A 22768-nucleotide genomic window follows, 5' to 3' on the forward strand; every position below is an offset into this window, starting at 1 on the left:
GTGGGAGCGGGGGGCGGCGAGAGGAATGGCGGAGCACAGGCTCGTCCGGGAGCGATACCGGCTGCTCGACACCATCGGACGCGGCGGCATGGGGGAGGTGTGGCGGGCCCGGGACGAGGCGCTGGGCCGCCAGGTCGCCGTCAAGTGCCTCAAGCCCATGGGACAGCGCCAGGAAGCGGGTTTCCTACGGGTGTTGCGGGAGCGCTTCCGCCGCGAGGCCCGGGTGGCCGCGGCGCTCCAGCACCGCGGCATCACCGTCGTCCACGACTTCGGCGAGGACGACGGCATCCTCTTCATCGTCATGGAGTTGCTCAACGGCCGTAATCTCAGTCAACTCCTGGACGACAACCGGCGTCAGCCGCTGCCCGTCCCGGACGTGATCGAGGTCGCCGAGCAGATCGCCGCGGCGCTCGCCTACACCCACGAACAGGCCGTGGTGCACCGCGACCTGAAACCGGCCAACATCGTGCGGATCGCCGACGGCACGGTCAAAATCTGTGACTTCGGCATCGCCCGCCTCGGTCACGACATCGGCTTCACCGCCCGGCTGACCGGCTCCGGCGTCGCCATGGGCAGCCCGCACTACATGTCGCCCGAGCAGATCGGCGGCGGCACCGTCGACCACCGCAGCGACCTGTACTCGCTCGGCTGCGTGCTCTACGAAATCGCCACCGGCGCCCCGCCGTTCGCCCAGGGCGACGCCTGGGCGGTGCTGGTCGGCCACCGGGACACCCCGCCCGCCCCGCCGCGCGCGGCCCGGCCCGACCTCCCCGAGGAGTACCAGCGGATCATCCTCGACCTGCTCGCCAAGGAGCCGGACGACCGGCCCCGGGACGCCGACGAACTGGCCAAGCGCCTCGCCGACGCCCGCCACCGGCGCGCCCACCGCGGCACCGGCCACGAGTCGGACGACCTGACGGTGCCGGCCCCGCGGCTGCCCTCCTGGACCCGCGGGATCACCCCCGGCGCCCCGTCCGCCGGCGTCCGGCCGCCCCGCCGCACCCCGGCGGACACCGCGGCCGCGATCCTCACCGACGCCTGGACCGTCGCCCGCGACCCGCTGCGCGGCGAGGCGTCGTCCGCCCTCGGCCCGGACCGGCCCGCGCCGCCCGTCGACCACCACGCCCTCCTCGCCTCGCTGGCCGAGCGGTTGGCGCTGGGCCACGCGCTGGCCAGGGCCGGCCGGCACTTCGAGGCGCAGGAGCGCTACGGCGAGGTGCTGGCCGGCCGGGAGCGGCTGCTCGGCCCCGACCACCCCGACACCCTCGGCTGTCGCCACCACGTCGCGGTCGGCCTGTGCCGGCTGGGCCGGCTGGAGGAGGGCCGGACCGCCGCCCGGGACGTCGCCGAGGCGCGCACCCGGGTGCTCGGCGCCCACCACCCCGACACCCTCACCACCCGTTGGGAACTGGCCTGCGTGGCCGGCCAGTTGGGGCGGTGGCCGGAGGCGTTGACGGCCTACCAGGGGGTGGCCGCGGGGCGGGCCGTCGCGCTCGGCCCGGACCATCCCGACACCCTCGCCGCCCGTTACGAGACCGGGGTCGCCCTGGGCCGGCTGGGCCGCAGCGCGGAGGCGCTGGCCCACTACCGCGAGTTGATCGCCGCCCGGACCCGCGCCCAGGGCCCCGACGACCCCGAGACCCTGCGCACCCGGCACGGCCTGGGCGTCAACTACGGGCGGCTGGACCGCTGGACGGAGGCGCTGGCCGAGGCCCGCGAGGTCGCCGCGGCCCGCGTCCGGGTGCTGGGCGGCGACCATCCCGACACCCTCGCCAGCCGCCGTGAGGTCGCCGTGGCGCTGGGCCGGCTGGGCCGCTGGGCCGAGGCGCTGGACGCCTACCGCGCGGTCGCCGACGCCCGCGAACGGACCCTGGGCGCGGCCCATCTCGACGCGCTGGCCAGCCACGGGGAGGAGGCCCAGTGCCTGGAGCGGCTGGGCCGCACGGACGAGGCGGCCGCCCTCTACCGCCGGATCGCGGCGCTGCGCCGGGAGCGCGCCGGACGCCGGCGGTAGTGGACGGCCGCCCGGCCCGGACGCGCCGGGCCGTCGGGTCGTACAGGGGTCAGCGTGCCGCCCGGACCCGGTAGAGGACCGTGGCGTGCGGCGGGACGTCCCGGGCGACGATGGTCGGGGCGGTCCGCCCGGACCGGCCGGTCACCAGGTCGCGCAGCCGGTAGGAGCTCGCCGCCGGCAGGCCGGCCGAGGACGCCGTGAGGGACAGCGTGCGGGTGGTGTTGCCCCCGTTGAACAGCGCGATCGCCCGGTCGCCGTTGCGCAGCGGCTTGCTGAGCACGGCCGCGTCGCCGTCCTGCTGCACGATGTGGCCCTGGACGCCCAGCGGGTCCTGGTCGACCGCGATCACCTCGCGGTTGCCGAGGATCGCCTGCGCCTGCGGCGAGAGTTTGCCGAGGTCGGTGCTGGAGATCAGCGGCGCGGCCATCACCGCCCACAGCGACATCTGGCTCTGCATCTCGTTCCGCGGCAGCCCCGGGTCGCCGACCAGCAGGAAGTCGGGGTCGTTCCAACGGCCGGGGCGCTGGAGGTCGGCGAGGTTGGCGTTGTAGCGGAAGTTGCCCTCGATGGACTTCCACTTCGCGGCCGAGGTGCTCTGCTGCACCGCGATGTCCGCGCCGCCCCGCCACAGATTGCCCAACTGCGCCGACCACTTGATGACCCGGTGCCAGACCGCGTCACCGGAGAACTGGAAGTAGGCGGGTGCGGAGACGGAGAAGGTGATCGGCCGCTTGGTGGCCCGCAGCGCCCGGCTCTGCTGTGCGTAGAGGTCGTGGAACGCCTGCTCCTTGCTCTGCCCCTTGGCGACCGGCACGTTGCAGCCGTCGGCCTTGAGGTAGTCCACCCCCCAGCTCGCGAACAGCCTGGCGTCCTGCGCGAAGTGGCCGAGGCTGCCCGGGTACTTACCGCAGGTCAGCGTGCCGACGTCCTCGTAGATGCCGAACTTCAGCCCCATCTTGTGGAGTTCCCGCCCGACGTAGCCCATGCCGTGCGGGAACTTCGTCCGGTCGGGGACCAGTTCACCCTGGGGGCCGCGCTGTTTCGTCATCCAGCAGTCGTCGACGGTGACGGTGCGGTAGCCCTTGTGCGCCAGCCCGTTGCGCACCAGCGCCCGGGCGTTGTCCAGGACCACCTTCTCGTTGAGGCCGCCGCATTGGTAGTAGGACCAGTTGTTCCAGCCCATCGGGGGCGTCGGGGCGAGGTTGGGGTAGCCGGAGGCGAGCTGGGTGCCGGGGGCGCGGGCGGGGTCGGCGGTGGCGGTGGTGGGGAGCAACGCCGCCGAGCAGGCGGCGACGGCGGTGAGTCCGGTGAGGGTGCGGCCGATGCGGGATACCGACGGATGGGACACGAGTCACCTCACGTGGTGGGTGGGGCGGCCGTGGCGTACGGCCGGGTGAACGGTTCCAGGGCGGCGCACGCCGGGACGCTAGAAGCGCCGTGCGCGCTGGTCAAGAAGCCGCACCGATCGGAACAGATGATTCATTCCGCTGCCACCGGGCGCTTCCCTGGCGGCCATCGATCCCGCGTGCTACCAAGGGGCATGCCGGAACGGACTTCCTATGACGTCGTCATCGTCGGCGGCGGGCACAACGGACTGGTGGCCGCCGCCTATCTCGCCCGCGCGGGCCGCAGCGTGCTGCTCCTGGAGCGGCTGGACCACACCGGCGGCGCCGCCGTCTCCACCCGGGCGTTCGCCGGGATGGACGCCCGGTTGTCGCGCTACTCCTACCTCGTCAGCCTGCTCCCGCCGAAGATCGTGCGGGACCTCGGGCTGCGCTTCGCGGTCCGCAAGCGCACCGTCTCCTCCTACACCCCGACCGTGCGCGACGGCCGCCCCACCGGCCTGCTGGTCGGCGGCGGGGAGGCCCGCACCCGGGCCTCGTTCGCCGAACTGACCGGTTCAGAAGCCGAGTTCACCGCCTGGCAGGAGTTCTACGGCACCACCCGCCGGCTCGCCGAGCGGGTCTTCCCCACCCTCACCGAGCCGCTGCCCACCCGCTCCGCGCTGCGCGCCCGGATCGACGACGACGCCATCTGGCACGCCCTCTTCGAACGCCCCCTGGGCGAGCTGGTCGAGACCACCTTCCGCGACGACCTGGTGCGCGGTGTGGTCCTCACCGACGGGCTGATCGGGACCTTCGCCGCCGCCCACGACTCCACGCTCCGTCAGAACCGCTGCTTCCTCTACCACGTCATCGGCGGCGGCACCGGCGACTGGGACGTCCCGCTCGGCGGTATGGGCGCGCTCACCGACGCGCTGACCGACGCCGCCCGCCGCGCCGGCGCGGAGATCGTCACCGGCTGCCCGGTCACCGGGCTGGCCACCGACGGCCGGACCGCGGAGATCAGCACCGTCGAGGGCGGCCCGATCGGCGCCCGCCGGGTGCTGGTCAACGCCGCCCCGCGGGAACTGGCCGCGCTCCTCGGCGAGCAGGCACCGCCGCCCGCCGAGGGCGCCCAGCTCAAGGTCAACATGCTGCTCACCCGCCTGCCGCGGCTCCGCGACCCGCACGCGGACCCCCGCGAGGCGTTCTCCGGCACCTTCCACGTCGCCGAGGGCTACGACCAGTTGGAGACCGCGCATCGGGAGGCCGCGGCCGGCCGCCTGCCCGCCGCCCCGCCCTCGGAGATCTACTGCCACTCGCTGACCGACCCCTCCATCCTCGGTGCCGACCTGGTCCGCGCGGGCTTCCACACGCTCACCCTCTTCGGGCTGCACGCCCCCGCCCGACTGTTCGCCACCGACCACGACGCCACCCGCGAGCGGCTGTTGGCCGCCACCCTCGCCCAACTCGACGCGCACCTCGCCGAACCGCTCGCCGACTGCCTGGCCCACGACGCCGACGGTCGCCCCTGCATCGAGGCCCGCACCCCGCTCGACCTCGACCGCGAACTCGGCCTGCCCGGCGGCAACATCTTCCACCGCGAGCTGGCCTTCCCGTACGCCGAGGACTCCGCGTCGCTGGCCACCCCCGCGGCCCGTTGGGGCGTCGCCACCGACCACCCCGCCATCCTGCTCTGCGGCGCCGGCGCGCTCCGCGGCGGCGGCGTCAGCGGCATCCCGGGGCACAACGCGGCGCGGGCGGTGCTGGAGGAGGGGTGAGGCGCGCGGCCGCCCGGAATTCTGACGTAGCGTCAGAAAATCTCTTCCCTCGTGCGGTGGGGTGCGGCATCCTGCGCCCATGCAGACGGAGTTGAGCAACGCGCTGGGAGTCGAGCACGCCGTCTTCGGGTTCACGCCCTTCCCCGCGGTCGCCGCGGCGATCACCCGGGCCGGCGGGTTCGGGGTGCTCGGCGCGGTCCGCTACACCGCGCCCGGTGAACTGGCCCGCGATCTGGACTGGATGCAGGAGCACACCGACGGGCTGCCCTACGGGCTGGACGTGGTGATGCCCGCCACGAAGGTGGAGGGCGTCACCGAGGCCGATGTGGAGGCGATGATCCCGCCGGAGCACCGCCGGTACGTCGAGGAGGTGCTGGCCAAGTACGACGTGCCGCCGATGCCGGCGGGGGAGGCGTCCGGGTGGCGGATCACCGGGTGGATGGAGCAGGTGGCCCGCACCCAGCTCGACGTCGCCTTCGACTACCCGATCGGGCTGCTCGCCAACGCGCTGGGCTCCCCGCCGGCGGACGTCATCGAGCGCGCCCACGCGCACGGCGTCCGGGTCGCCGCGCTGGCCGGCAGCCCGCGGCACGCCCGGCACCACAAGGCCGCCGGGATCGACATCGTGGTGGCCCAGGGGTACGAGGCCGGCGGGCACACCGGGGAGATCGCCACCATGGTGCTCACCCCGGAAGTGGTCGCGGCCGTCGACCCGTTGCCGGTGCTGGCCGCCGGCGGGATCGGCACCGGCGAGCAGATCGCCGCCGGGCTCGCGCTGGGCGCCCAGGGCGTCTGGCTCGGCTCGATCTGGCTCACCACCGAGGAGGCCGATCTGCACTCCCGGCGGCTGACCGCCAAACTCCTCGCCGCCGGACCCGGCGACACCGTCCGCTCCCGCGCCCTGACCGGCAAGCCCGCCCGCCAACTGCGCACCGCCTGGACCGACGCCTGGGACGACCCCGAGGGCCCCGGCACCCTCCCGATGCCGCTCCAGGGCCTGTTGGTCGCCGAGGCCAACTCCCGCATCCAGCGGCACGAGGTCGAGCCGCTGCTCGGCACCCCGGTCGGCCAGATCGTCGGCCGGATGACCAGCGAACGCAGCGTTCAGGCGGTCTTCGACGACCTCACCCGCGGCTTCGAGCGGGCCGTCGACCGCATCGACCGGATCGCCGGCCGCGCCTGAGCCGCCGATCCGCCAACGCCCCAGGAGGACCCGACATGACCGACACCCCCAACGGCTTCTGGGCCCAGGCCACCGCCGACCCCGACCGGACGGTCCTGATCGCCCCGGACGGCGAGGAGTGGACCGCCGGCCGGCTGCACGCCGCCACCAACCGGCTGGTCCACGGACTGCGCGCGGCCGGCCTGGAGCGCGGCGACGCCTTCGCCGTGGTCCTCCCCAACGGCGTGGAGTTCTTCACCGCCCACCTCGCCGCCGCCCAGGCCGGCCTCTACCTCGTCCCCGTCAACCACCACCTCGTCGGCCCGGAGATCGCCTGGATCGTCGCCGACTCCGGGGCCAAGGTGCTGATCGCCCACGAGCGGTTCGGCGACGCGGCCCGGCAGGCGGCCGACGAGGCGGGGCTGGCGGCGGAACGGCGGTACGCGGTCGGCGCCGTGGCCGGATTCCGCCCCTACGCCCAACTCCTGGACGGGCAACCGGAGTCGGCGCCGACCGACCGGACCCTGGGCTGGGTGATGAACTACACCTCCGGCACCACCGGCCGCCCGCGCGGCATCCGCCGCCCGCTGCCCGGCAAGCCGCCCGAGGAGACCTACCTCGGCGGCTTCCTCGCCATCTTCGGCATCCGGCCGTTCGACGACAACGTCCACCTGGTCTGCTCGCCGCTGTACCACACCGCGGTCCTGCAATTCGCCGGCGCCGCCCTGCACATCGGCCACCGCGTCGTCCTGATGGACAAGTGGACGCCCGAGGAGATGCTCCGGCTGATCGAACGCCACCGGTGCACCCACACGCACATGGTGCCCACCCAGTTCCACCGGCTGCTCGCACTCCCGGAGGAGGTCCGCGGCCGCTACGACGTGACGTCCATGCGGCACGCCATCCACGGTGCCGCGCCCTGCCCCGACCACGTAAAACGCGCCATGATCGACTGGTGGGGCGGCTGCGTCGAGGAGTACTACGCGGCCAGCGAGGGCGGCGGCGCGTTCGCCACCGCCGAGGACTGGCTGAAGAAGCCCGGCACGGTCGGGCGGGCCTGGCCGATCAGCGAACTGGCGGTCTTCGACGACGACGGCAACCGCCTGCCGGCCGGCCAACTCGGCACCGTCTACATGAAGATGACCACCGGCGGCTTCAGTTACCACAAGGACGAGGGCAAGACCCGCAAGAACCGCATCGGCGACTTCTTCACCGTCGGCGACCTCGGCTACCTCGACGAGGACGGCTATCTCTTCCTCCGCGACCGCAAGATCGACATGATCATCTCCGGCGGGGTCAACATCTACCCGGCCGAGATCGAGTCGGCGCTGCTCGCCCACCCCGCCGTCGCCGACGCCGCCGCCTTCGGCATCCCGCACGACGACTGGGGCGAGGAGGTCAAGGCGGTCGTCGAACCCGCCGAGGGGCACCGGCCCGGCCCCGAACTGGCCGCCGCCCTCCTCGACCACTGCGCCCGCCATCTGGCCGGCTACAAACGCCCCCGCTCGGTCGACTTCACCACCGCGATGCCCCGCGACCCCAACGGCAAGCTCTACAAGCGCCGGCTGCGCGCCCCGTATTGGGAGGGCCGGGAGCGGGCCGTCTGACCGGGGGCCGGTGCCCCCGGGGGCAGCCGGGGCCGTTGCGGACCCGCCGCGGGCCACCGGGCGACGCGCGGTGCCTTGACCGGGCATCCGGGCGCGCCCCAGGATCGCCGCATGACGGATGCGAGGCACGCGCGCGGCAACACGGTGGACGGGATCCTGCGGCGCAGCGCGCGCCGGGTGCCGGAACGGCCGGCGGTCCGCTACGGCGAACGGAGTTGGAACTACCGCGAACTGGACGACGCGGTCACCGCCGCCGCCCGACTGCTGCGCGCCGAGGGGCTGCGCCCGGGGGACCGGGTCGCCTCCTACGGGCACAACTCCGACGCCTACCTGATCGGCTTCCTGGCCTGCGCCCGCGCCGGCCTGGTGCACGTCCCCGTCAACCACGCCCTGACCGGCGAGGAGTTGGAGTACCTGCTCACGCAGTCCGGCAGCACCCTGGTGCTCACGGACGTCGCGCTGGCGCCCCGGTTGCCGGACGCGGTGCGAGCCGTCCCGTTGCACGGCGCACCGGACGGGCTGCTGGAGCGGCTGCCGCAGCACCGCGAGCCGGCCGACGGTGAGGCGCTGCCGGCGCCGGCCGACGACGCCCTCGTCCAACTCCTCTACACCTCCGGGACCACCGCCCTCCCCAAGGGGGCGATGATGACCCACCGGGCGCTGGTGCACGAGTACACCAGCGCGATCGTCGCCCTCGACCTCACGGAAGACGACCGTCCGGTCCACTCGCTGCCGCTCTACCACTCCGCCCAGATGCACGTCTTCCTGCTGCCCTATCTGGCGGTGGGCGCGGAGAACACCATCCTGGACGGGCCCGCCCCGGAGCGGATCTTCGAGCTGGTGGAAGCGGGCCTGGCGGACAGCCTGTTCGCCCCGCCGACCGTCTGGATCGCGCTCGCCAACCACCCCGGCTTCGGCACCCGCGACCTGGACGGGCTGCGCAAGGCGTACTACGGCGCCTCGATCATGCCGGTGCCCGTACTGGAACGGCTCCGCGCCCGGCTGCCGCACCTCGCCTTCTACAACTGCTTCGGCCAGAGCGAGATCGGCCCGTTGGCCACCGTCCTCGGACCGGACGAGCACGAGGGGCGGATGGACTCCTGCGGGCGCCCCGTGCTGTTCGTCGAGGCGCGGGTGGTGGACGAGGCCGGCCGGGAGGCGCCCGACGGCACCCCGGGCGAGGTGGTCTACCGCTCGCCGCAGCTCTGCACGGGCTATTGGGAGAAGCCCGAGGAGACCGCGGAGGCGTTCCGGGACGGTTGGTTCCACTCCGGGGACCTGGCTGTCCGGGACGCGGCCGGCTACTTCACGGTCGTCGACCGGGTCAAGGACGTCATCAACTCCGGTGGCGTGCTGGTCGCCTCGCGTCAGGTGGAGGACGTGCTGTACGCGCACCCGCAGGTCGCCGAGGTCGCGGTCGTCGGGCTGCCGGACGCGCGGTGGATCGAGGCGGTGACCGCGGTGGTGGTCCGGCGCACCGGCGACGGGGACGGCGCGGTGGGGGAGGCGGAGCTGATCGCCGCGGCGCGGGCCCGCCTGGCGTCGTTCAAGGTGCCCAAGCGCGTGGTGTTCGTCGACGCGCTGCCGCGCAACGCCAGCGGCAAGGTCCTCAAGCGGGCGCTGCGCGAGCGGTTCGGCACCCGCTGAGCGGCGCGCGGAGGGCGACTGTCAGTGCCCGCTGCCATGCTGGGAACCGGCACTGACCAGCACGTGATCGGAGTACCTCATGTTGACGACCCGCTTCGTCCCCGGCGCACCGAACTGGCTCGACCTCGGCGTCCCCGACGTCGACGCCGCCGCGGCGTTCTACTCCGCGCTGTTCGGCTGGACCTTCCAGTCGGCCGGCCCGGACGCCGGTGGCTACGGCTTCTTCCAGCTCGACGGTAAGACGGTCGGTGCGGTCGGCCCCTGCCAGGAGGAGGGCGCGGGGCCGGCCTGGACGCCGTACTTCCTCACCGCGGACGCGGACGCCACCAGCAAGGCGGTGGAGCAGGCCGGCGGCCGGGTCCGGACCGCGCCGATGGACGTCTTCACCGCCGGCCGGCTCGCCACGTTCACCGACCCGACGGGCGCCGACTTCGCGGTCTGGCAGCCGGGCGACGTCAAGGGACTGGAAGCGGTCATGGAGCCGAACACCCTGTGTTGGACGGAGCTCTACACCACCGACGCCGCCGCGGCCCAGGACTTCTACCGCAGCGTGTTCGGCTGGACCTACCAGGACATGACGATGGGCGGGGAGTTGCTCTACAGCGTCGCCTCCGCGCCCGGCGCCGGCAGCGGGGACGACACCGCGCACGGCGGCATCCTCCAGCTCCAACAGATGCATCTGGACGCCGGTTCGACGTCGGAGTGGCACCCGTACTTCGGCGTCACCGACTGCGACGCGATGTACCACACCGCCACCCAGCTCGGCGCCACGCCGCTGATCGCGCCGATGGACGCGGCCGGCATCGGCCGGCTGGCGATGGTGATGGACCCGGCCGGCGCACCCTTCGCGCTGCTCAAGGGGGAGCCGAAGACGGCCTGATGACGGTCGGTGGGGTGACGGGATGGCAAGGCTGCCGGTGGGCGGGCTGACGGGGCGACGCGTTGCGGGACGCCGGTTCGGCGCCCGTCAGTTGTCCCGGCGGGCGTCCACGATCCGTTTGAACTTCCCCACCGAGCGCTCCAGCGTCTCCGGATCGACGATCTCCACCGCGACCGTGACCCCGATGCCGTCCTTGACGCCGCGGGCGATCCGGTCGGCGGCCGCCGCGCGGTCGTCCGCGGTGGCGTCCGGCCGGGCCTCGGCGCGGACGGTCAGCCGGTCCAGCCGGCCCTCGCGGGTCAGCCGGAGCTGGAAGTGCGGGGCGACGCCGGGGGTGCGCAGCACGATCTCCTCGACCTGCGCGGGGAAGAGGTTGACCCCGCGCAGGATGATCATGTCGTCGCTGCGCCCGGTGATCTTCTCCATCCGGCGGAAGGCCGGGCGGGCGGTCCCGGGCAGCAGCCGGGTCAGGTCCCGGGTGCGGTAGCGGATGACCGGCATGGCCTCCTTGGTGAGCGAGGTGAGGACCAACTCGCCGTGCTCGCCGTCCGGTAGCACCTCGCCGGTGATCGGATCGACCACCTCCGGATAGAAGTGGTCCTCCCAGATGTGCAGTCCGTCCTTGGTCTCCACGCACTCCTGCGCCACGCCGGGCCCCATCACCTCCGACAGCCCGTAGATGTCCACGGCGTCGAGGGCGAACCGCTCCTCGATCTCCCGGCGCATCTCCTCCGTCCAGGGCTCGGCGCCGAAGATCCCCACCTTCAGCGAGGTGGTGCGGGGATCGATGCCCTGGCGCTCGAACTCGTCGAGCAGGGTGAGCAGGTACGACGGCGTCACCATGATGATCTCGGGGCGGAAGTCCTGGATGAGCTGCACCTGGCGGCTGGTCATTCCGCCGGAGGCCGGGACGACGGTGCAGCCGAGCCGCTCCGCGCCGTAGTGTGCCCCCAGCCCGCCGGTGAACAGCCCGTATCCGTAGGAGACATGGACGGTGTGGCCCGGTCGGCCGCCCGCCGCGCGGAGCGAACGGGCCACCAGATCGGCCCAGTTCGACAGGTCCCGCTCGGTGTAGCCCACGACCGTGGGCCGCCCGGTGGTCCCACTGGAGGCGTGCAGCCGCCGCACCCGCTCCTTCGGCACCGCGAACATGCCGAACGGATAGTGCGCCCGCAGGTCGTCCTTCACCGTGAACGGGAAGCGGGCCAGGTCCGCCGGCGTGCGGCAGTCCTCGGGCCGGATGCCCGCCCGGTCGAACGCGCTCCGGTAGAAGGGGACGTGGTCGTAGGCGTGCTGCAACGAGCTGCGCAGCCTGGTGAGTTGCAGCGCGCGCAGGGCGTCCGCCGACAGCCGCTCCGCGTCGTCACACCAGTCGGCCTCGCAGACCCCGTCGCCCGTTCCGCTGTCCGTCGCCGCTTCCGGCATGGATCTCACCGCCTCGTCTCCCTACCGATCATTCGGTAGCCGCGATTGCGGAACCAAGTAATCAGCGCGCGGCGAGCACGTCAAGGGGCGTGCCGCGGACGCCCCACGGGTAGCTTCCCGCGCATGGGTGACGTACGGAAGGTGCAGGTCGGTGACGTTCAGTTGGCATACCGCGGGTGGGGCCAGGCGGACGCGCCCCCGGCGGTCCTGCTGCACGGCCTCGGCGAGGACGGTGAGGACTGGCGCGGGGTGGTCGGCCGACTGGCCACCACGCACCGGGTCTTCGCGCTCGACCAGCGCGGGCACGGCCGCAGCGACTGGCCCGGGGAGTACGGCTTCGAACGCTGGCGGGACGATGCGATCGGCTTCGTCCGGGCGCTCGACCTCGGCCCGGTCGCGCTGATCGGCCACTCGCTGGGCGGCACCACCGCCCTGCTGCTGGCCGCCCACCGCCCCGACCTGGTCTCCCGCCTGATCGCCGAGGAACCGGCCCCGCCGGTCCCCGCCGACCCACTCCAGCAGGTCCCCGCACCGCCGCCCGGCCCCGCGGCCTTCGACTGGCAGGCCAAGGTCGCCGCCGTCGCCGAACGGAACGCCCCCGCGCCGCACTGGTGGGCGTCCCTGTCCGCGATCACCGCCCCCACGCTGGTGGTCGCCGGCGGTTCCACCAGCCACATCCCCCAACGCCATCTCGCCGAGTTGGCCGACGCCATCCCCGACGCCCGCCTGGTCACCGTCGAGGGCGCCGGCCATCTCGTCCACGAGGAGCGGCCGGGCGAGTATCTGGCGGCGGTGACGTCGCTCCTGCGGAATTGACGCATGGTCAACTGTCAGGTGACCGGCGGGCGTTCAAGGTGCCGCCGTGGTTGCGCGAAATGCTCGTGAACGGATCGATGCGCGCTCGACGTCTTGATGAACGGCTCGACGAACGGTTCCATGAGGGTCGCGACGGACGCCCCGACGGACGGTTCGGCAGAAGCTGGCAGAAGGCGACAGACGGTTCGATGAAAGGCTCAATGAAAGGCTCGATGTGCAGGTGACCCTCTCGATGCGCCGTGCGTTGCTGGGCGGGACCGCTGCGGCGGTGTTGTTCGCCGGGGGCGGGGCCGGCAGCGCCGCCGCGGTGCCCGCCGCTGCCGCACCGCGGCCGGCCGCCGGCCCGGTGGGTACCGCCGCGCCCGCGCCGTCACCGGCCGGTCAACTCCGGCCGTTGGCCGCGCTCTCCGCCGATCGGCTGGCCACCGCCGACCTGGTGGCCGCGGCGAAGTGGGGCACCGGCAGCCCGATCGACGATCCGGTGCGGGAGCGGGAGGTGCTGGCCGCGGTGGCCGCGCAGGCCCGCGAGGCGGGTGCCGATCCGGTACCGACCGTGCGGATCTTCCGGGACCAGATCGAGGCGAACAAGCTGGTCCAGCGCGGGCTGTACCGCCGCTGGGACGCGGACCCGGCGCACGCGCCCACCACCCGCCCGGATCTCGCCCGGGTCCGTCAGGTGATCAACCGCCTCAACCGGGAGCTGGTACGGGCCATCGCCGCGTCACCGCGGGCCCGTACGGCACCGGGCTGCGGGCCGCGGCTGGCGCTCGCCGCGCTGCGGGTGGGCGACGAGCGCCGGCTGGACCTGCTGCACGCGGCCGGGTTGGCCCGTTCGCTGCGGTCGGTGTGCGGGGGATAGGCGACGGGCGGCGGGGAAGACGGTTCGGGGCGGACAGGCGGCCGGGGCCAGCCAGTTGGGCAAATGCCCCGCTTCGGCCCCGTTCGGCTCCCCTCACGCCTCCCTTTCCCCCGCCGCCACCGCCTTCGCCCACCGGTAGTCCGCCTTGCCGCTCGGTGACCGCTGGATCCGGTCGGTGAAGACGACCTGGCGGGGGATCTTGTAGCCGGCCAGCCGGGTCCGGCAGTGGGACTGGATGCCGCTGAGATCCAACGGGCCGGCGTCCGGCCGGAGTTGCACGACGGCGGCGACCCGGCTGCCCCAGCGGTCGTCCGGGACGCCGGCCACCAGCGCGTCATAGACGTCCGGATGCGCCTTCAGGGCCTGCTCCACCTCCTCCGGATAGATCTTCTCCCCGCCGGAGTTGATGCACTGCGAGCCCCGGCCCAGCACCGTGACCACGCCGTCCGCGCCGACGGTGGCCATGTCGCCGAGCAGTACCCAGCGGTCCCCGTCCGCCGCGAAGAACGTCTCCGCGGTCTTCGCCGGGTCGTTGTAGTAGCCGAGCGGCACATGGCCGCGCAGCGCCAGCCGGCCCACCTCGCCGGCCGCGACCGCCCGGTGAGTGGCCGGATCGACCACCGCCGTACGGGAGTTGACGTGGAGGCGGAAGCCCTTGTCGGGGCCCGAGTCGTCGGTGGCGGTGCCGTTGAAGCCGGACTCCGAGGAGCCGAAGTTGTTCAGCAGCAGCGCGTTCGGGACCAGCGCGGCGAACTGGGCGCGGACGGTGTCGGAGAGGATCGCCCCCGAGCTGCTGACGCTGAACAGGGACGAGCAGTCGATCCTCTTGAGCGGGCCGGCGAGCGCGTCCACCAGGGGGCGCAGCATCGCGTCGCCCACCAGGGAGACGCTGGTGACCCGCTCCCGTTCGATGGTGCGCAGCACCTCCTCCGGCGCGAACCTGCGGTGCACGACGACCTTCTGGCCGAAGTGGAAGGCGATGAACGCGGTGAGCGTCGAGGTGCCGTGCATCAGCGGTGGCGTCGGGAAGAACACCAGGCCCTCGCCGCCGGCCGCCACCCGCTCGGCCAACTCCTCCGGGCGGGCGACCGGTTCGCCGGTCGGTGCGCCGCCGCCCATCCCGGAGAAGAAGATGTCCTCGTGGCGCCAGACCACGCCCTTGGGCATGCCGGTGGTGCCGCCGGTGTAGATCACGATGCGGTCGTCGGCGGAGCGCGGCCCGAAGTCGCGGGCGGGGGAGCCGGCCGCCTCGGCCTCCGCCAGCGGCACCGGCGCGATCGCCGGCTCGCCGACCCCGGCGGGCGGGGTACCGACCCGTACCAGGTGCCGCAGCTTCGGCGCCTTCGGCAGCGCCCCCGCGACCCGGTCGGTGAACTCCGCCTCGAAGACCAGTGCCACCAGATCGGCGTCCCGGTAGAGGTAGACCAACTCCTCCTCGACGTAGCGGTAGTTGACGTTGACCGGCACGGCGCGGAGCTTCAGGCAGGCATAGGCGGACTGGAGGTACTCGACGCCGTTGTAGAGGTGCAGTCCGACGTGGTCGCCGGGGCCGATGCCGCGGTCGGCGAGGTGGTGGGCCAGGCGGTTGGCGGCCCGGTCCAACTCCGCGTAGGTCAGCCGTCGTTCGGCGCCGGTGCCCGGATGGTCAAGGTATACCAACGCCTCGCGGTCCGGGACGGTGTCGACGATCGACTCGAAGAGGTCGGCGAGGTTGTACTCCATGGCTCCTCCAGACCGGGCGGCGTCGGCTCGACGGTCATTAGAGCGCCGTAGCCGAACACAGGGAAGGGGCCCGGACCAAGAAAACTGACTGAGCGTCAGAAAAGCCTTGAACTCGTCGTCCGGCTACTGCAACCTGTTCTACGTCGTGAGACGGGAGGACCGAATGGGCGGGACCGAACACGCCGCGACCGCACCGGCTCGGCCGGAGGACGCGGCCACCGAACACCTCACCGTGGAGCGCGCCGGCGCGACGCTGGTGCTCACCCTCAACCGGCCGGAGGCCAAGAACGCGCTCTCCCTGCCGATGCTGGTCGGCCTGTACGACGGCTGGCTCGCCGCCGACGCCGACGACCGGATCCGGTCGATCGTGCTGACCGGCGCCGGCGGCTCGTTCTGCGCCGGCATGGACCTCAAGGCGCTGGCCGGCGGCGGACTGACCGGCGACGCGTACCGCGCGCGGCTGCGCGCCGACCCGGACCTGCACTGGAAGGCGATGCTGCGGCACCACCGCCCGCGCAAACCGGTCATCGCCGCCGTCGAGGGCCACTGCGTCGCCGGCGGCACCGAGGTCCTCCAGGGCACCGACATCCGGGTCGCCGGCGAGGGCGCCACCTTCGGCCTCTACGAGGTCCGGCGCGGTCTGTTCCCCATCGGCGGCTCCACCGTCCGACTGCCCCGGCAGATCCCCCGCACCCACGCCCTGGAGATGCTGCTCACCGGCCGGCCCTACCCGGCGCCCGAGGCGGCCCGGATCGGCCTGATCGGCCATGTCGTCCCCGACGGCACCGCGTTGGAGAAGGCGCTGGAGATCGCCGAGCGGATCAACGCCTGCGGCCCGCTCGCCGTCGAGGCCGTCAAGGCGTCCGTCTACGAGACGGCCGGGATGGCCGAGGCCGACGGGCTCGCCGCCGAACTCGCCCGCGGCTGGCCGATCTTCGACACCGCCGACGCCAAGGAGGGCTCCCGCGCCTTCGCCGAGAAGCGCCCCCCGGTCTTCCGGCGCGCCTGATCCCACCCCATCGAGGAGTCCCCCATGTCAGAGGTCCTCACCGCGCCGCTCGTCGTGGAATTCCCCTTCACCCGCTCGCTCGGCCCGGTCGTCGGCGCCTTCCTCACCGGGCTGCGCGAGCGCACCGTCCTCGGCGTCCGGGCCCGCGACGGCCGGGTGGTGGTGCCGCCCGTCGAGTACGACCCGGTCACCGCCGACGAGCTCCGCGACCTGGTCGAGGTCGCCCCGACCGGCACCGTCACCACCTGGGCCTGGAACCCGTCCCCGCGTCGCGGCCAGCCGCTGGCCGACCCCTTCGCCTGGGTCCTGGTCCGGCTCGACGGCGCCGACACCGCCCTGCTGCACGCCCTGGCCGCGCCCGGCCCGGACGCCGTGCGCACCGGCATGCGGGTCCGCATCCGCTGGGCCGCCGAACGCACCGGCGCGATCACCGACATCGCCTGCTTCGAGCCCGCGGAAGGGGCGGCGGGCGTACCTAGGGAGGGGGCGAACGGATCCCGTAGGGGTGGCGCGGACCCCCTGCGGGGCCACAACGTGGACGGGCGGGGCGGTATTCCCGGCGAGGGAGATCCCGGCGGGGGAAATCCCGGCCGGGGCATTCGCGAAGGAGACGTCCCCGAAGGGGGTGCTCCCGAAGGCGGTATGCGCGAGGCCGCCGGTGGGCCGCAACCAGCCCCGCACTCCGGGCAGTTCGACGACCCCGTCACCGGCATCACCGCCCCGGCCCGGCTCGACTACACCTATGCGCCGGGGCGCGCCCAGTCCCGGTACATCCAGGCGCTCGCCGAGCGGCGCACCCTCGGGGAGCGCTGCCCGGCCTGTCGCAAGGTCTACGTCCCGCCCCGCGGCGCCTGCCCCACCTGTGGGGTCGCCACCGGCGAACAGGTGGAGGTCGGCCCCCGCGGCACCGTCACCACCTTCTGCATCGTCAACATCAAGGCCCGCAACCTCGACATCGAGGTGCCCTACGTCTACGCCCATATCGCCCTGGACGGTGCCGACTTGGCGCTGCACGCCCGGATCGGCGGCATCCCCTACGACCAGGTGCGGATGGGACTGCGGGTCGAGCCCGTCTGGACCGAGGGCGCCCGATTCCCCGACCACTACCGCCCCACCGGCGAACCCGACGCCGACTACGACAGCTACAAGGAGCTGATCTGATGCCCGAGCCCGTGCGCGGCCCGGTGCGCGAGGTCGCCGTCGTCGCCTTCGGACAGAGCGCGCACGTCCCGGACAGCGCCGAGACCTCCGAGGTCGAGATGCTGATGCCGGTGCTGCACGACGTCCTCGCGCAGACCGGCCTGAAGGCCCGGGACATCGACTTCACCTGTTCCGGCTCCTCCGACTACCTCGCCGGGCGCGCCTTCTCGTTCACCATGGCGCTGGACGGCGTCGGCGCCTGGCCGCCGATCGCCGAGTCCCACGTGGAGATGGACGGCGCCTGGGCGCTCTACGAAGCCTGGGTCAAGATCCTCACCGGCGAGGCCGACACCGCGCTGGTCTACGCGTACGGCAAGTCCTCGCCCGGCGACCTGCGCGAGGTCCTCACCCGCCAACTCGACCCGTACTACGTCGCCCCGCTCTGGCCCGACTCCGTGGCGCTCGCCGCCCTCCAGGCCCAGGCGCTGTTCGACGCCGGCCACACCGACGCCCGCGAACTGGCCGCGATCGGCGCGCGCAGCCGGGGCGACCGCCCGGGCGCCGCACCCGGCCGGCAGGTCGTCGGGCCGCTGCGCACCGGCGACTGCCCGCCGGTCGTCGACGGCGCCGCCGCGGTGGTCCTCGCCGCCGGCGACACCGCCCGCCGGCTGACCGCCCGCCCCGCCTGGATCCGCGGCCTGGACCACCGCATCGAGGCGCACGCCCTCGGCGTCCGCGACCTCACCGACTCGCCCTCCACCCGGCTCGCCGCCGAACGCGCCGGCGCCTTCGAGGCACCCGTCCAACTCGCGGAGCTGCACGCCCCGTTCACCTCCCAGGAGGTCGTGCTGCGCCGCGCGCTGCGGCTGGACGCGCCCGGCAGCACGGTCCGGATCAACCCGTCCGGCGGCGCGCTGGCCGCCAACCCCATGATGGCCGCCGGCCTGATCCGGCTCGGCGCGGCCGCCGCCGCCGTCCAGCGCGGCGAGGCGGACCGCGCCCTGGCGCACGCCACCTCGGGCCCGTGCCTGCAACAGAACCTGGTCGCCGTCCTGGAGGGGGAGCGATGAGCAACGCAGCGACCGCGAAGGAACCGGTGGCCGTCGTCGGCGTCGGTCAGACCAAGCACGTCGCCGCCCGGCGCGACGTCTCGATCGCCGGCCTGGTCCGCGAGGCCGCCCAACGGGCCCTGGCAGACGCCGAGTTGGGCTGGGGTGACATCGACGCGGTGGTGATCGGCAAGGCCCCCGACTTCTTCGAGGGGGTGATGATGCCGGAGCTCTACCTCGCCGACGCGCTCGGCGCCGTCGGCAAGCCGATGCTCCGGGTGCACACCGCCGGCTCGGTCGGCGGCTCCACCGCCCTGGTCGCCACCCATCTCGTCGCCGCCCGGGTGCACCGCACGGTCCTCACCCTCGCCTTCGAGAAGCAGTCCGAGTCCAACGCGATGTGGGGCCTGTCCCTGCCCATCCCCTTCCAACAGCCGCTGTTGGCCGGCGCCGGCGGGTTCTTCGCCCCGCACGTCCGCGCCTACCTCCGCCGCACCGGCGCCCCCGACGCCATCGGCTCCCTGGTCGCCTACAAGGACCGCCGCAACGCCCTGAAGAACCCCTACGCCCACCTCCACGAGCACGACCTCACCCTGGAGAAGGTCCAGTCCTCCCCGATGCTCTGGGATCCGATCCGCTACTCCGAGACCTGCCCCTCCTCGGACGGCGCCTGCGCCATGGTCCTCACCGACCGCACCGGCGCCGCCCGCGCCCCGCACCCGCCGGCCTGGGTGCACGGCGGGGCGATGCGGAGCGAGCCCACCCTCTTCGCCGGCAAGGACTTCGTCTCCCCGCAGGCCGGCAAGGACTGCGCCGCGGACGTCTACCGGCAGGCCGGGATCACCGACCCGCGCCGCCAGATCGACGCCGTCGAGATGTACGTCCCGTTCTCGTGGTACGAGCCGATGTGGCTGGAGAACCTCGGCTTCGCCGCCGAGGGCGAGGGCTGGAAGCTCACCGAGTCCGGGGTCACCGGGCTCGACGGCGACCTGCCCGTCAACCCCTCCGGCGGGGTGCTCTCCACCAACCCCATCGGCGCCTCCGGCATGCTCCGCTTCGCCGAGGCCGCCCTCCAGGTCCGCGGCCGGGCCGGCGAGCACCAAATCGACGGCGCCCGAAGGGCGTTGGGGCACGCCTACGGGGGCGGCTCGCAGTTCTTCTCCATGTGGCTGGTGGGCGCCGAAGCCCCCACCACCTGACGTCCCGCACCCGTCGCACGTCCCCTGTTCCGCCCCGGGGATCAGTCGTTACCCTGGCCACCGATGACGATCGGGAGGAGCGGATACGTGGCCGACAGCATCACCGACCAGCGGCTCGCGGGCGGGACCAGGCCGGAACTCGACCTTTCCCGCGCCGAGTGGCAATCGAGCACCCGGGGCGTGGGCGGAGATCTCCAGATCGCCTTCGTCGAGGGCTATATCGCGATGCGCAACGGCCGCAGCCCGGAGATACCGGCGCTGATCTTCACCCCCGCCGAGTGGCGCGGCTTCGTCCTCGGCGCCCGCGAGGGCGAGTTCGACCTGACCTGATCCCCACCGACGCCCCACGACCGGCGCCGGCGCCGGCCCCGCCGCCGAGGCGCGGGCCGGGCCGCCAAGACGGGGCCGACCCCACCGGAACCGCTGCCGGCTGACGGCCCTCGCACCGCGCCCGCGGCGGCCCGACGTCCGCGCCGGCTGGCGTGCCGGGCCACGTACGATGGCGACATGTCCTTCCTCCGTCGCCGCAGCGCAGCCACGCCCGCCGGTCCAGACTTCGACGTACTCGCCATGGACCCGGGTGACTGGCCCGGCAATCTCGGGGCCGGGCTGCTGCCCGCGCCCGACGGGAGCTGCCAGGGCGTGTTCCTCCGCTACGACCTGTTCGGCGGCCGCGGCCCGGCGATGATCATCGGCAACCTCCCGGAGGGCTCGCCGGCCCGCGAGTGCGAGGAGGGGCAGGTCCCCTTCGAGGTGGCCCAGCTCCTCGCGGCGCTCGAAAACGACGAGCCGGTGACGGTCGTGGAGACCGAGGACACCCCCGTGATGCACCAGGACAACCTCCTGATCGTCAAGCGCATCAAGTGCTCCGAGAGCCGCATCTCCTGCGTGCAGTTCGACCGCAGCGACGGCGTGCTGGTCACCATCGCCAGTTGGGACCGCCCGATCACCGACGACCTCTACGCGCTGCTCAAGCCGCTGCCCGCGGAGCTCTTCCAGCAGGGCTGACCCGGCACGACCGACGGCGCACGGACCCGCGCCCGGCGGACGGCCCCACGGCCGACCACCGCCCGCGCGGGCGTCCCGGCCGCTACGACCGCGAGGAGTGCACCTCCACATCGGCCGCCCGCACATAGCCGACCCGGTGCCCGAGCTGGATCTCGTAGTAGACGTCGTCGCCCCGCACCACCGCGTGCTTGGTGATGTCGAAGGTCGGCGAGAAGAAGTAGTCCGACCGCACCCGCCCGCCGACGGCGTACTTCTGGCCCGCGAGCAACTTGTACGGCAGCGGGATCACCGCCTGCACCGGCACCTGCGACGGATACGCCGACTGCTCCGGATAGGCCCGCCCGTAGACCGGGATCTCCGAGCGGCCCTCCTTTGGAGTGGCGACCAGCCCCTTGGCGTTCACCGCCGTCGGGTGCGAGCGCGGGTTGCGGAACCACGCCTCCTGCCCGAGGTACCAGATCGCCGTCCAGTCACCGGACCGGCCCGCCACCGCGAACCGTTGCCCCGTGGAGGCCCGCGCCCCGGTGTCGTTCACCCCGGTCGTGGTCGCCGCACCGTCCGGGTGCAGCCCGATGTCCTGGACCAGCGGCGCGCTCTCACTGGGCGCGGTGTGCAGCCGCACCGCCGTGGACCCGTGCTCGGCGCAGGGCTGACCGGCCTTCTCGCAGTCGGTGTAGACCGGCCGGTTGGCGTCGTAGGACGGGCGGATGGTGACCAGCCCGCCGTGCGACCCCGCGGTCCGCTTGAACGGCCGGCCCAACAGGGCGAAGTAGTGCGCCCAGTCCCAATACGGGCCGGGGTCGGTGTGCATCCCCGGGATCGTCGACGGGATCATGCCCGGCACGTTGTCGTGGCCCAGGATGTGCTGCCGGTCCAACGGGATGTCGTACTTCTTCGCCAGGTACTTCACCAGCCGCGCCGAGGTGCGGTACATCGCCTCCGTGTACCAGGCGTCCGGCGCGGCGAGGAACCCCTCGTGCTCGATGCCGATCGAGTGCGAGTTGACGTACCAGTTGCCCGCGTGCCAGGCCACGTCCTTGGTGGGCACGTGCTGGGCGATCAGCCCGTCCGAGGAGCGGATGGTGTAGTGCCAGGACACGTACTTGGGGTCCTTGATCAGCCGGAGCGTGGTCTCCCAGGAGCCCTCGGTGTCGTGGATCACGAGGGTGTCGATCCGCTGCTCCTTGGGCCGGTCGGCCAGATCGTGGTTGCCGTAGTTGGTCCCGTTGTCGTACTGCTGGTACGGCGCCGGCCAGGACTCGCAGGCCACCGTCCACGGGCACTCCACCGCCCCGCCGGAACCGGGCGCCGAGGCGCGCTGCACGGCGGCCCCGCCGAGACGTTTCTCCTGGGCGGCGTCCGCGGTCAGCCGGGGCGCGGCGGCCAGCGCGACCCGCTGCCCCGCGTCGGTGGTGCGGGCCTGCCCGTGCCGCATCACGTCGAAGACGTCCCGGGCGAAGGCCGCGCCGCTCGCCGCATCGTCCGCGCTGCCGTAGCGGGCCACCGCCGCGTACCACTTGGCGGGGTCCGCGCTGGCCGGCAGCCCCAGCTCGCGCTGGGCGGCGGCCAGCAGCGCGGCGCCGCCCAGCACGTTCGCCGCCGAGTCGGTCCGCAGCTTCGCCGCCGACAGCTTCGCCAGGCGCGCGGCCCGCCGCAACGTCCGCAAGCGGGCCGGGAGTTCGGCGGGCAGCACCGACCGGCGCGCCGCCGGCTCCGTCCGGCGCGGCCGGGCCGCATCGCCCCGCGCGTCCTCGGCGTCCGCGCTGAACTCCGGCGCCCCCGCCACGGCCGCCCGGGCGTCGGTCAGATGCATCGGCCCGTAGCCCCCGGAGACGCTCGGCGCGCCGCCGTGAGCGTCCCAACGGGACTCCAGGTACGAGACGCCCAGCAGGACGCTGCGCGGCACGTGGTAGCGCGCGGCGGCGACGTCGAAGGCGCGTTGCAGCGCGGCGGACGGGGGCTGCCCGGCGCCCGCGGACGGGGCCGCCGAGACCAGTGGCAGCAGCAGTGCCGCCGCCGCGACGGCGGTGGTGGCGGGTCTGCGCAGCGCCAAGTGGCGGGTTCTCGGCGCGCCTTCCGGTGCGGATCCTCGCAAAACGGCCTCCTCAAGCCGGCCCGAGTCGGGGCG

At 73.6% G+C, this 22768-nt stretch carries 18 protein-coding genes; 14 read left to right on the top strand and 4 right to left on the bottom strand.

Annotated elements, in window-relative coordinates; all coding sequences use genetic code 11:
- The first annotated feature begins 25 nt into the window (after window positions 1–25).
- Window positions 26–2014, top strand: a complete 1989-nt coding sequence (locus PV796_RS32635; RefSeq protein ID WP_274917278.1) for a serine/threonine-protein kinase — start codon at window positions 26–28, stop codon at window positions 2012–2014.
- Between the two features lie 49 nt (window positions 2015–2063).
- Here the strand turns inward: PV796_RS32635 and PV796_RS32640 are convergent, their stop codons facing one another.
- On the bottom strand, window positions 2064–3362 hold the full coding sequence (locus tag PV796_RS32640; RefSeq protein WP_274917280.1) for a glycoside hydrolase family 27 protein: 1299 nt from the start codon (window positions 3360–3362) through the stop codon (window positions 2064–2066).
- 192 nt (window positions 3363–3554) lie between these two features.
- Between PV796_RS32640 and PV796_RS32645 the strand changes: the two genes are divergently transcribed.
- From PV796_RS32645 to PV796_RS32665, 5 genes are all read left to right on the top strand, one after another.
- Window positions 3555–5117 carry a phytoene desaturase family protein gene (locus PV796_RS32645; protein WP_274917281.1) on the top strand — a complete coding sequence of 521 codons (1563 nt, stop codon included), beginning with the start codon at window positions 3555–3557 and terminating at the stop codon, window positions 5115–5117.
- A 79-nt stretch (window positions 5118–5196) separates the two neighbouring features.
- Window positions 5197–6300, top strand: a complete 1104-nt coding sequence (locus PV796_RS32650; RefSeq protein ID WP_274917282.1) for an NAD(P)H-dependent flavin oxidoreductase — start codon at window positions 5197–5199, stop codon at window positions 6298–6300.
- Between the two features lie 35 nt (window positions 6301–6335).
- The gene (locus PV796_RS32655; RefSeq protein WP_274917283.1) at window positions 6336–7886 is read left to right on the top strand and encodes an acyl-CoA synthetase; all 1551 of its coding nucleotides are present in this window, start codon (window positions 6336–6338) and stop codon (window positions 7884–7886) included.
- A 111-nt stretch (window positions 7887–7997) separates the two neighbouring features.
- A complete protein-coding gene (locus PV796_RS32660; protein WP_274917284.1) occupies window positions 7998–9533 on the top strand; it encodes a fatty acyl-CoA synthetase in 1536 nt (511 codons plus the stop codon).
- A gap of 79 nt (window positions 9534–9612) precedes the next feature.
- Entirely contained in the window at window positions 9613–10413 is an 801-nt protein-coding gene (locus PV796_RS32665) for a VOC family protein (protein ID WP_274917285.1), read from the top strand.
- Between the two features lie 87 nt (window positions 10414–10500).
- On the opposite strand, the gene paaK is transcribed toward PV796_RS32665, so the two are convergent.
- Window positions 10501–11838, bottom strand: coding sequence for a phenylacetate--CoA ligase PaaK (paaK, locus tag PV796_RS32670; protein WP_274919327.1), 1338 nt, complete (start codon window positions 11836–11838; stop codon window positions 10501–10503).
- 123 nt (window positions 11839–11961) lie between these two features.
- On the opposite strand from paaK, the gene PV796_RS32675 reads away from it, so the two are divergent.
- Window positions 11962–12654, top strand: coding sequence for an alpha/beta fold hydrolase (locus tag PV796_RS32675; protein ID WP_274917286.1), 693 nt, complete (start codon window positions 11962–11964; stop codon window positions 12652–12654).
- A gap of 214 nt (window positions 12655–12868) precedes the next feature.
- The gene (locus PV796_RS32680) at window positions 12869–13513 is read left to right on the top strand and encodes a chorismate mutase (protein WP_274917287.1); all 645 of its coding nucleotides are present in this window, start codon (window positions 12869–12871) and stop codon (window positions 13511–13513) included.
- 93 nt (window positions 13514–13606) lie between these two features.
- On the opposite strand, the gene PV796_RS32685 is transcribed toward PV796_RS32680, so the two are convergent.
- Window positions 13607–15235, bottom strand: coding sequence for an acyl-CoA synthetase (locus tag PV796_RS32685; protein ID WP_274917288.1), 1629 nt, complete (start codon window positions 15233–15235; stop codon window positions 13607–13609).
- Between the two features lie 163 nt (window positions 15236–15398).
- Here PV796_RS32685 and PV796_RS32690 point away from each other — a divergent pair, with 163 nt between their 5' ends.
- The 6 genes from PV796_RS32690 (at window position 15399) to PV796_RS32715 (ending at window position 20640) form a co-directional block, all read left to right on the top strand.
- Window positions 15399–16244, top strand: coding sequence for a crotonase/enoyl-CoA hydratase family protein (locus tag PV796_RS32690; protein ID WP_274917289.1), 846 nt, complete (start codon window positions 15399–15401; stop codon window positions 16242–16244).
- A 24-nt stretch (window positions 16245–16268) separates the two neighbouring features.
- Window positions 16269–17405: an OB-fold domain-containing protein gene (locus PV796_RS32695; protein WP_274917290.1), complete on the top strand. Its 1137-nt coding sequence runs from the start codon at window positions 16269–16271 to the stop codon at window positions 17403–17405.
- The gene (locus PV796_RS32700) at window positions 17405–18454 is read left to right on the top strand and encodes a thiolase domain-containing protein (RefSeq protein ID WP_274917293.1); all 1050 of its coding nucleotides are present in this window, start codon (window positions 17405–17407) and stop codon (window positions 18452–18454) included. The genes PV796_RS32695 and PV796_RS32700 overlap by 1 nt, the downstream gene beginning before the upstream one ends.
- Window positions 18451–19632 carry a thiolase domain-containing protein gene (locus tag PV796_RS32705; protein ID WP_274917294.1) on the top strand — a complete coding sequence of 394 codons (1182 nt, stop codon included), beginning with the start codon at window positions 18451–18453 and terminating at the stop codon, window positions 19630–19632. Before PV796_RS32700 ends, PV796_RS32705 begins: the two co-directional genes overlap by 4 nt.
- Window positions 19633–19719: 87 nt before the next feature.
- Entirely contained in the window at window positions 19720–19962 is a 243-nt protein-coding gene (locus PV796_RS32710) for a DUF397 domain-containing protein (RefSeq protein ID WP_274917295.1), read from the top strand.
- A gap of 177 nt (window positions 19963–20139) precedes the next feature.
- Window positions 20140–20640 carry a hypothetical protein gene (locus PV796_RS32715; RefSeq protein WP_274917296.1) on the top strand — a complete coding sequence of 167 codons (501 nt, stop codon included), beginning with the start codon at window positions 20140–20142 and terminating at the stop codon, window positions 20638–20640.
- A gap of 82 nt (window positions 20641–20722) precedes the next feature.
- Here the strand turns inward: PV796_RS32715 and PV796_RS32720 are convergent, their stop codons facing one another.
- Entirely contained in the window at window positions 20723–22735 is a 2013-nt protein-coding gene (locus tag PV796_RS32720) for an N-acetylmuramoyl-L-alanine amidase (protein ID WP_274917299.1), read from the bottom strand.
- Between the last annotated feature and the right edge of the window lie 33 nt (window positions 22736–22768).

Origin of the sequence: Streptomyces sp. WZ-12 (genome assembly GCF_028898845.1) — a bacterium.
Taxonomy (GTDB): domain Bacteria; phylum Actinomycetota; class Actinomycetes; order Streptomycetales; family Streptomycetaceae; genus Streptomyces.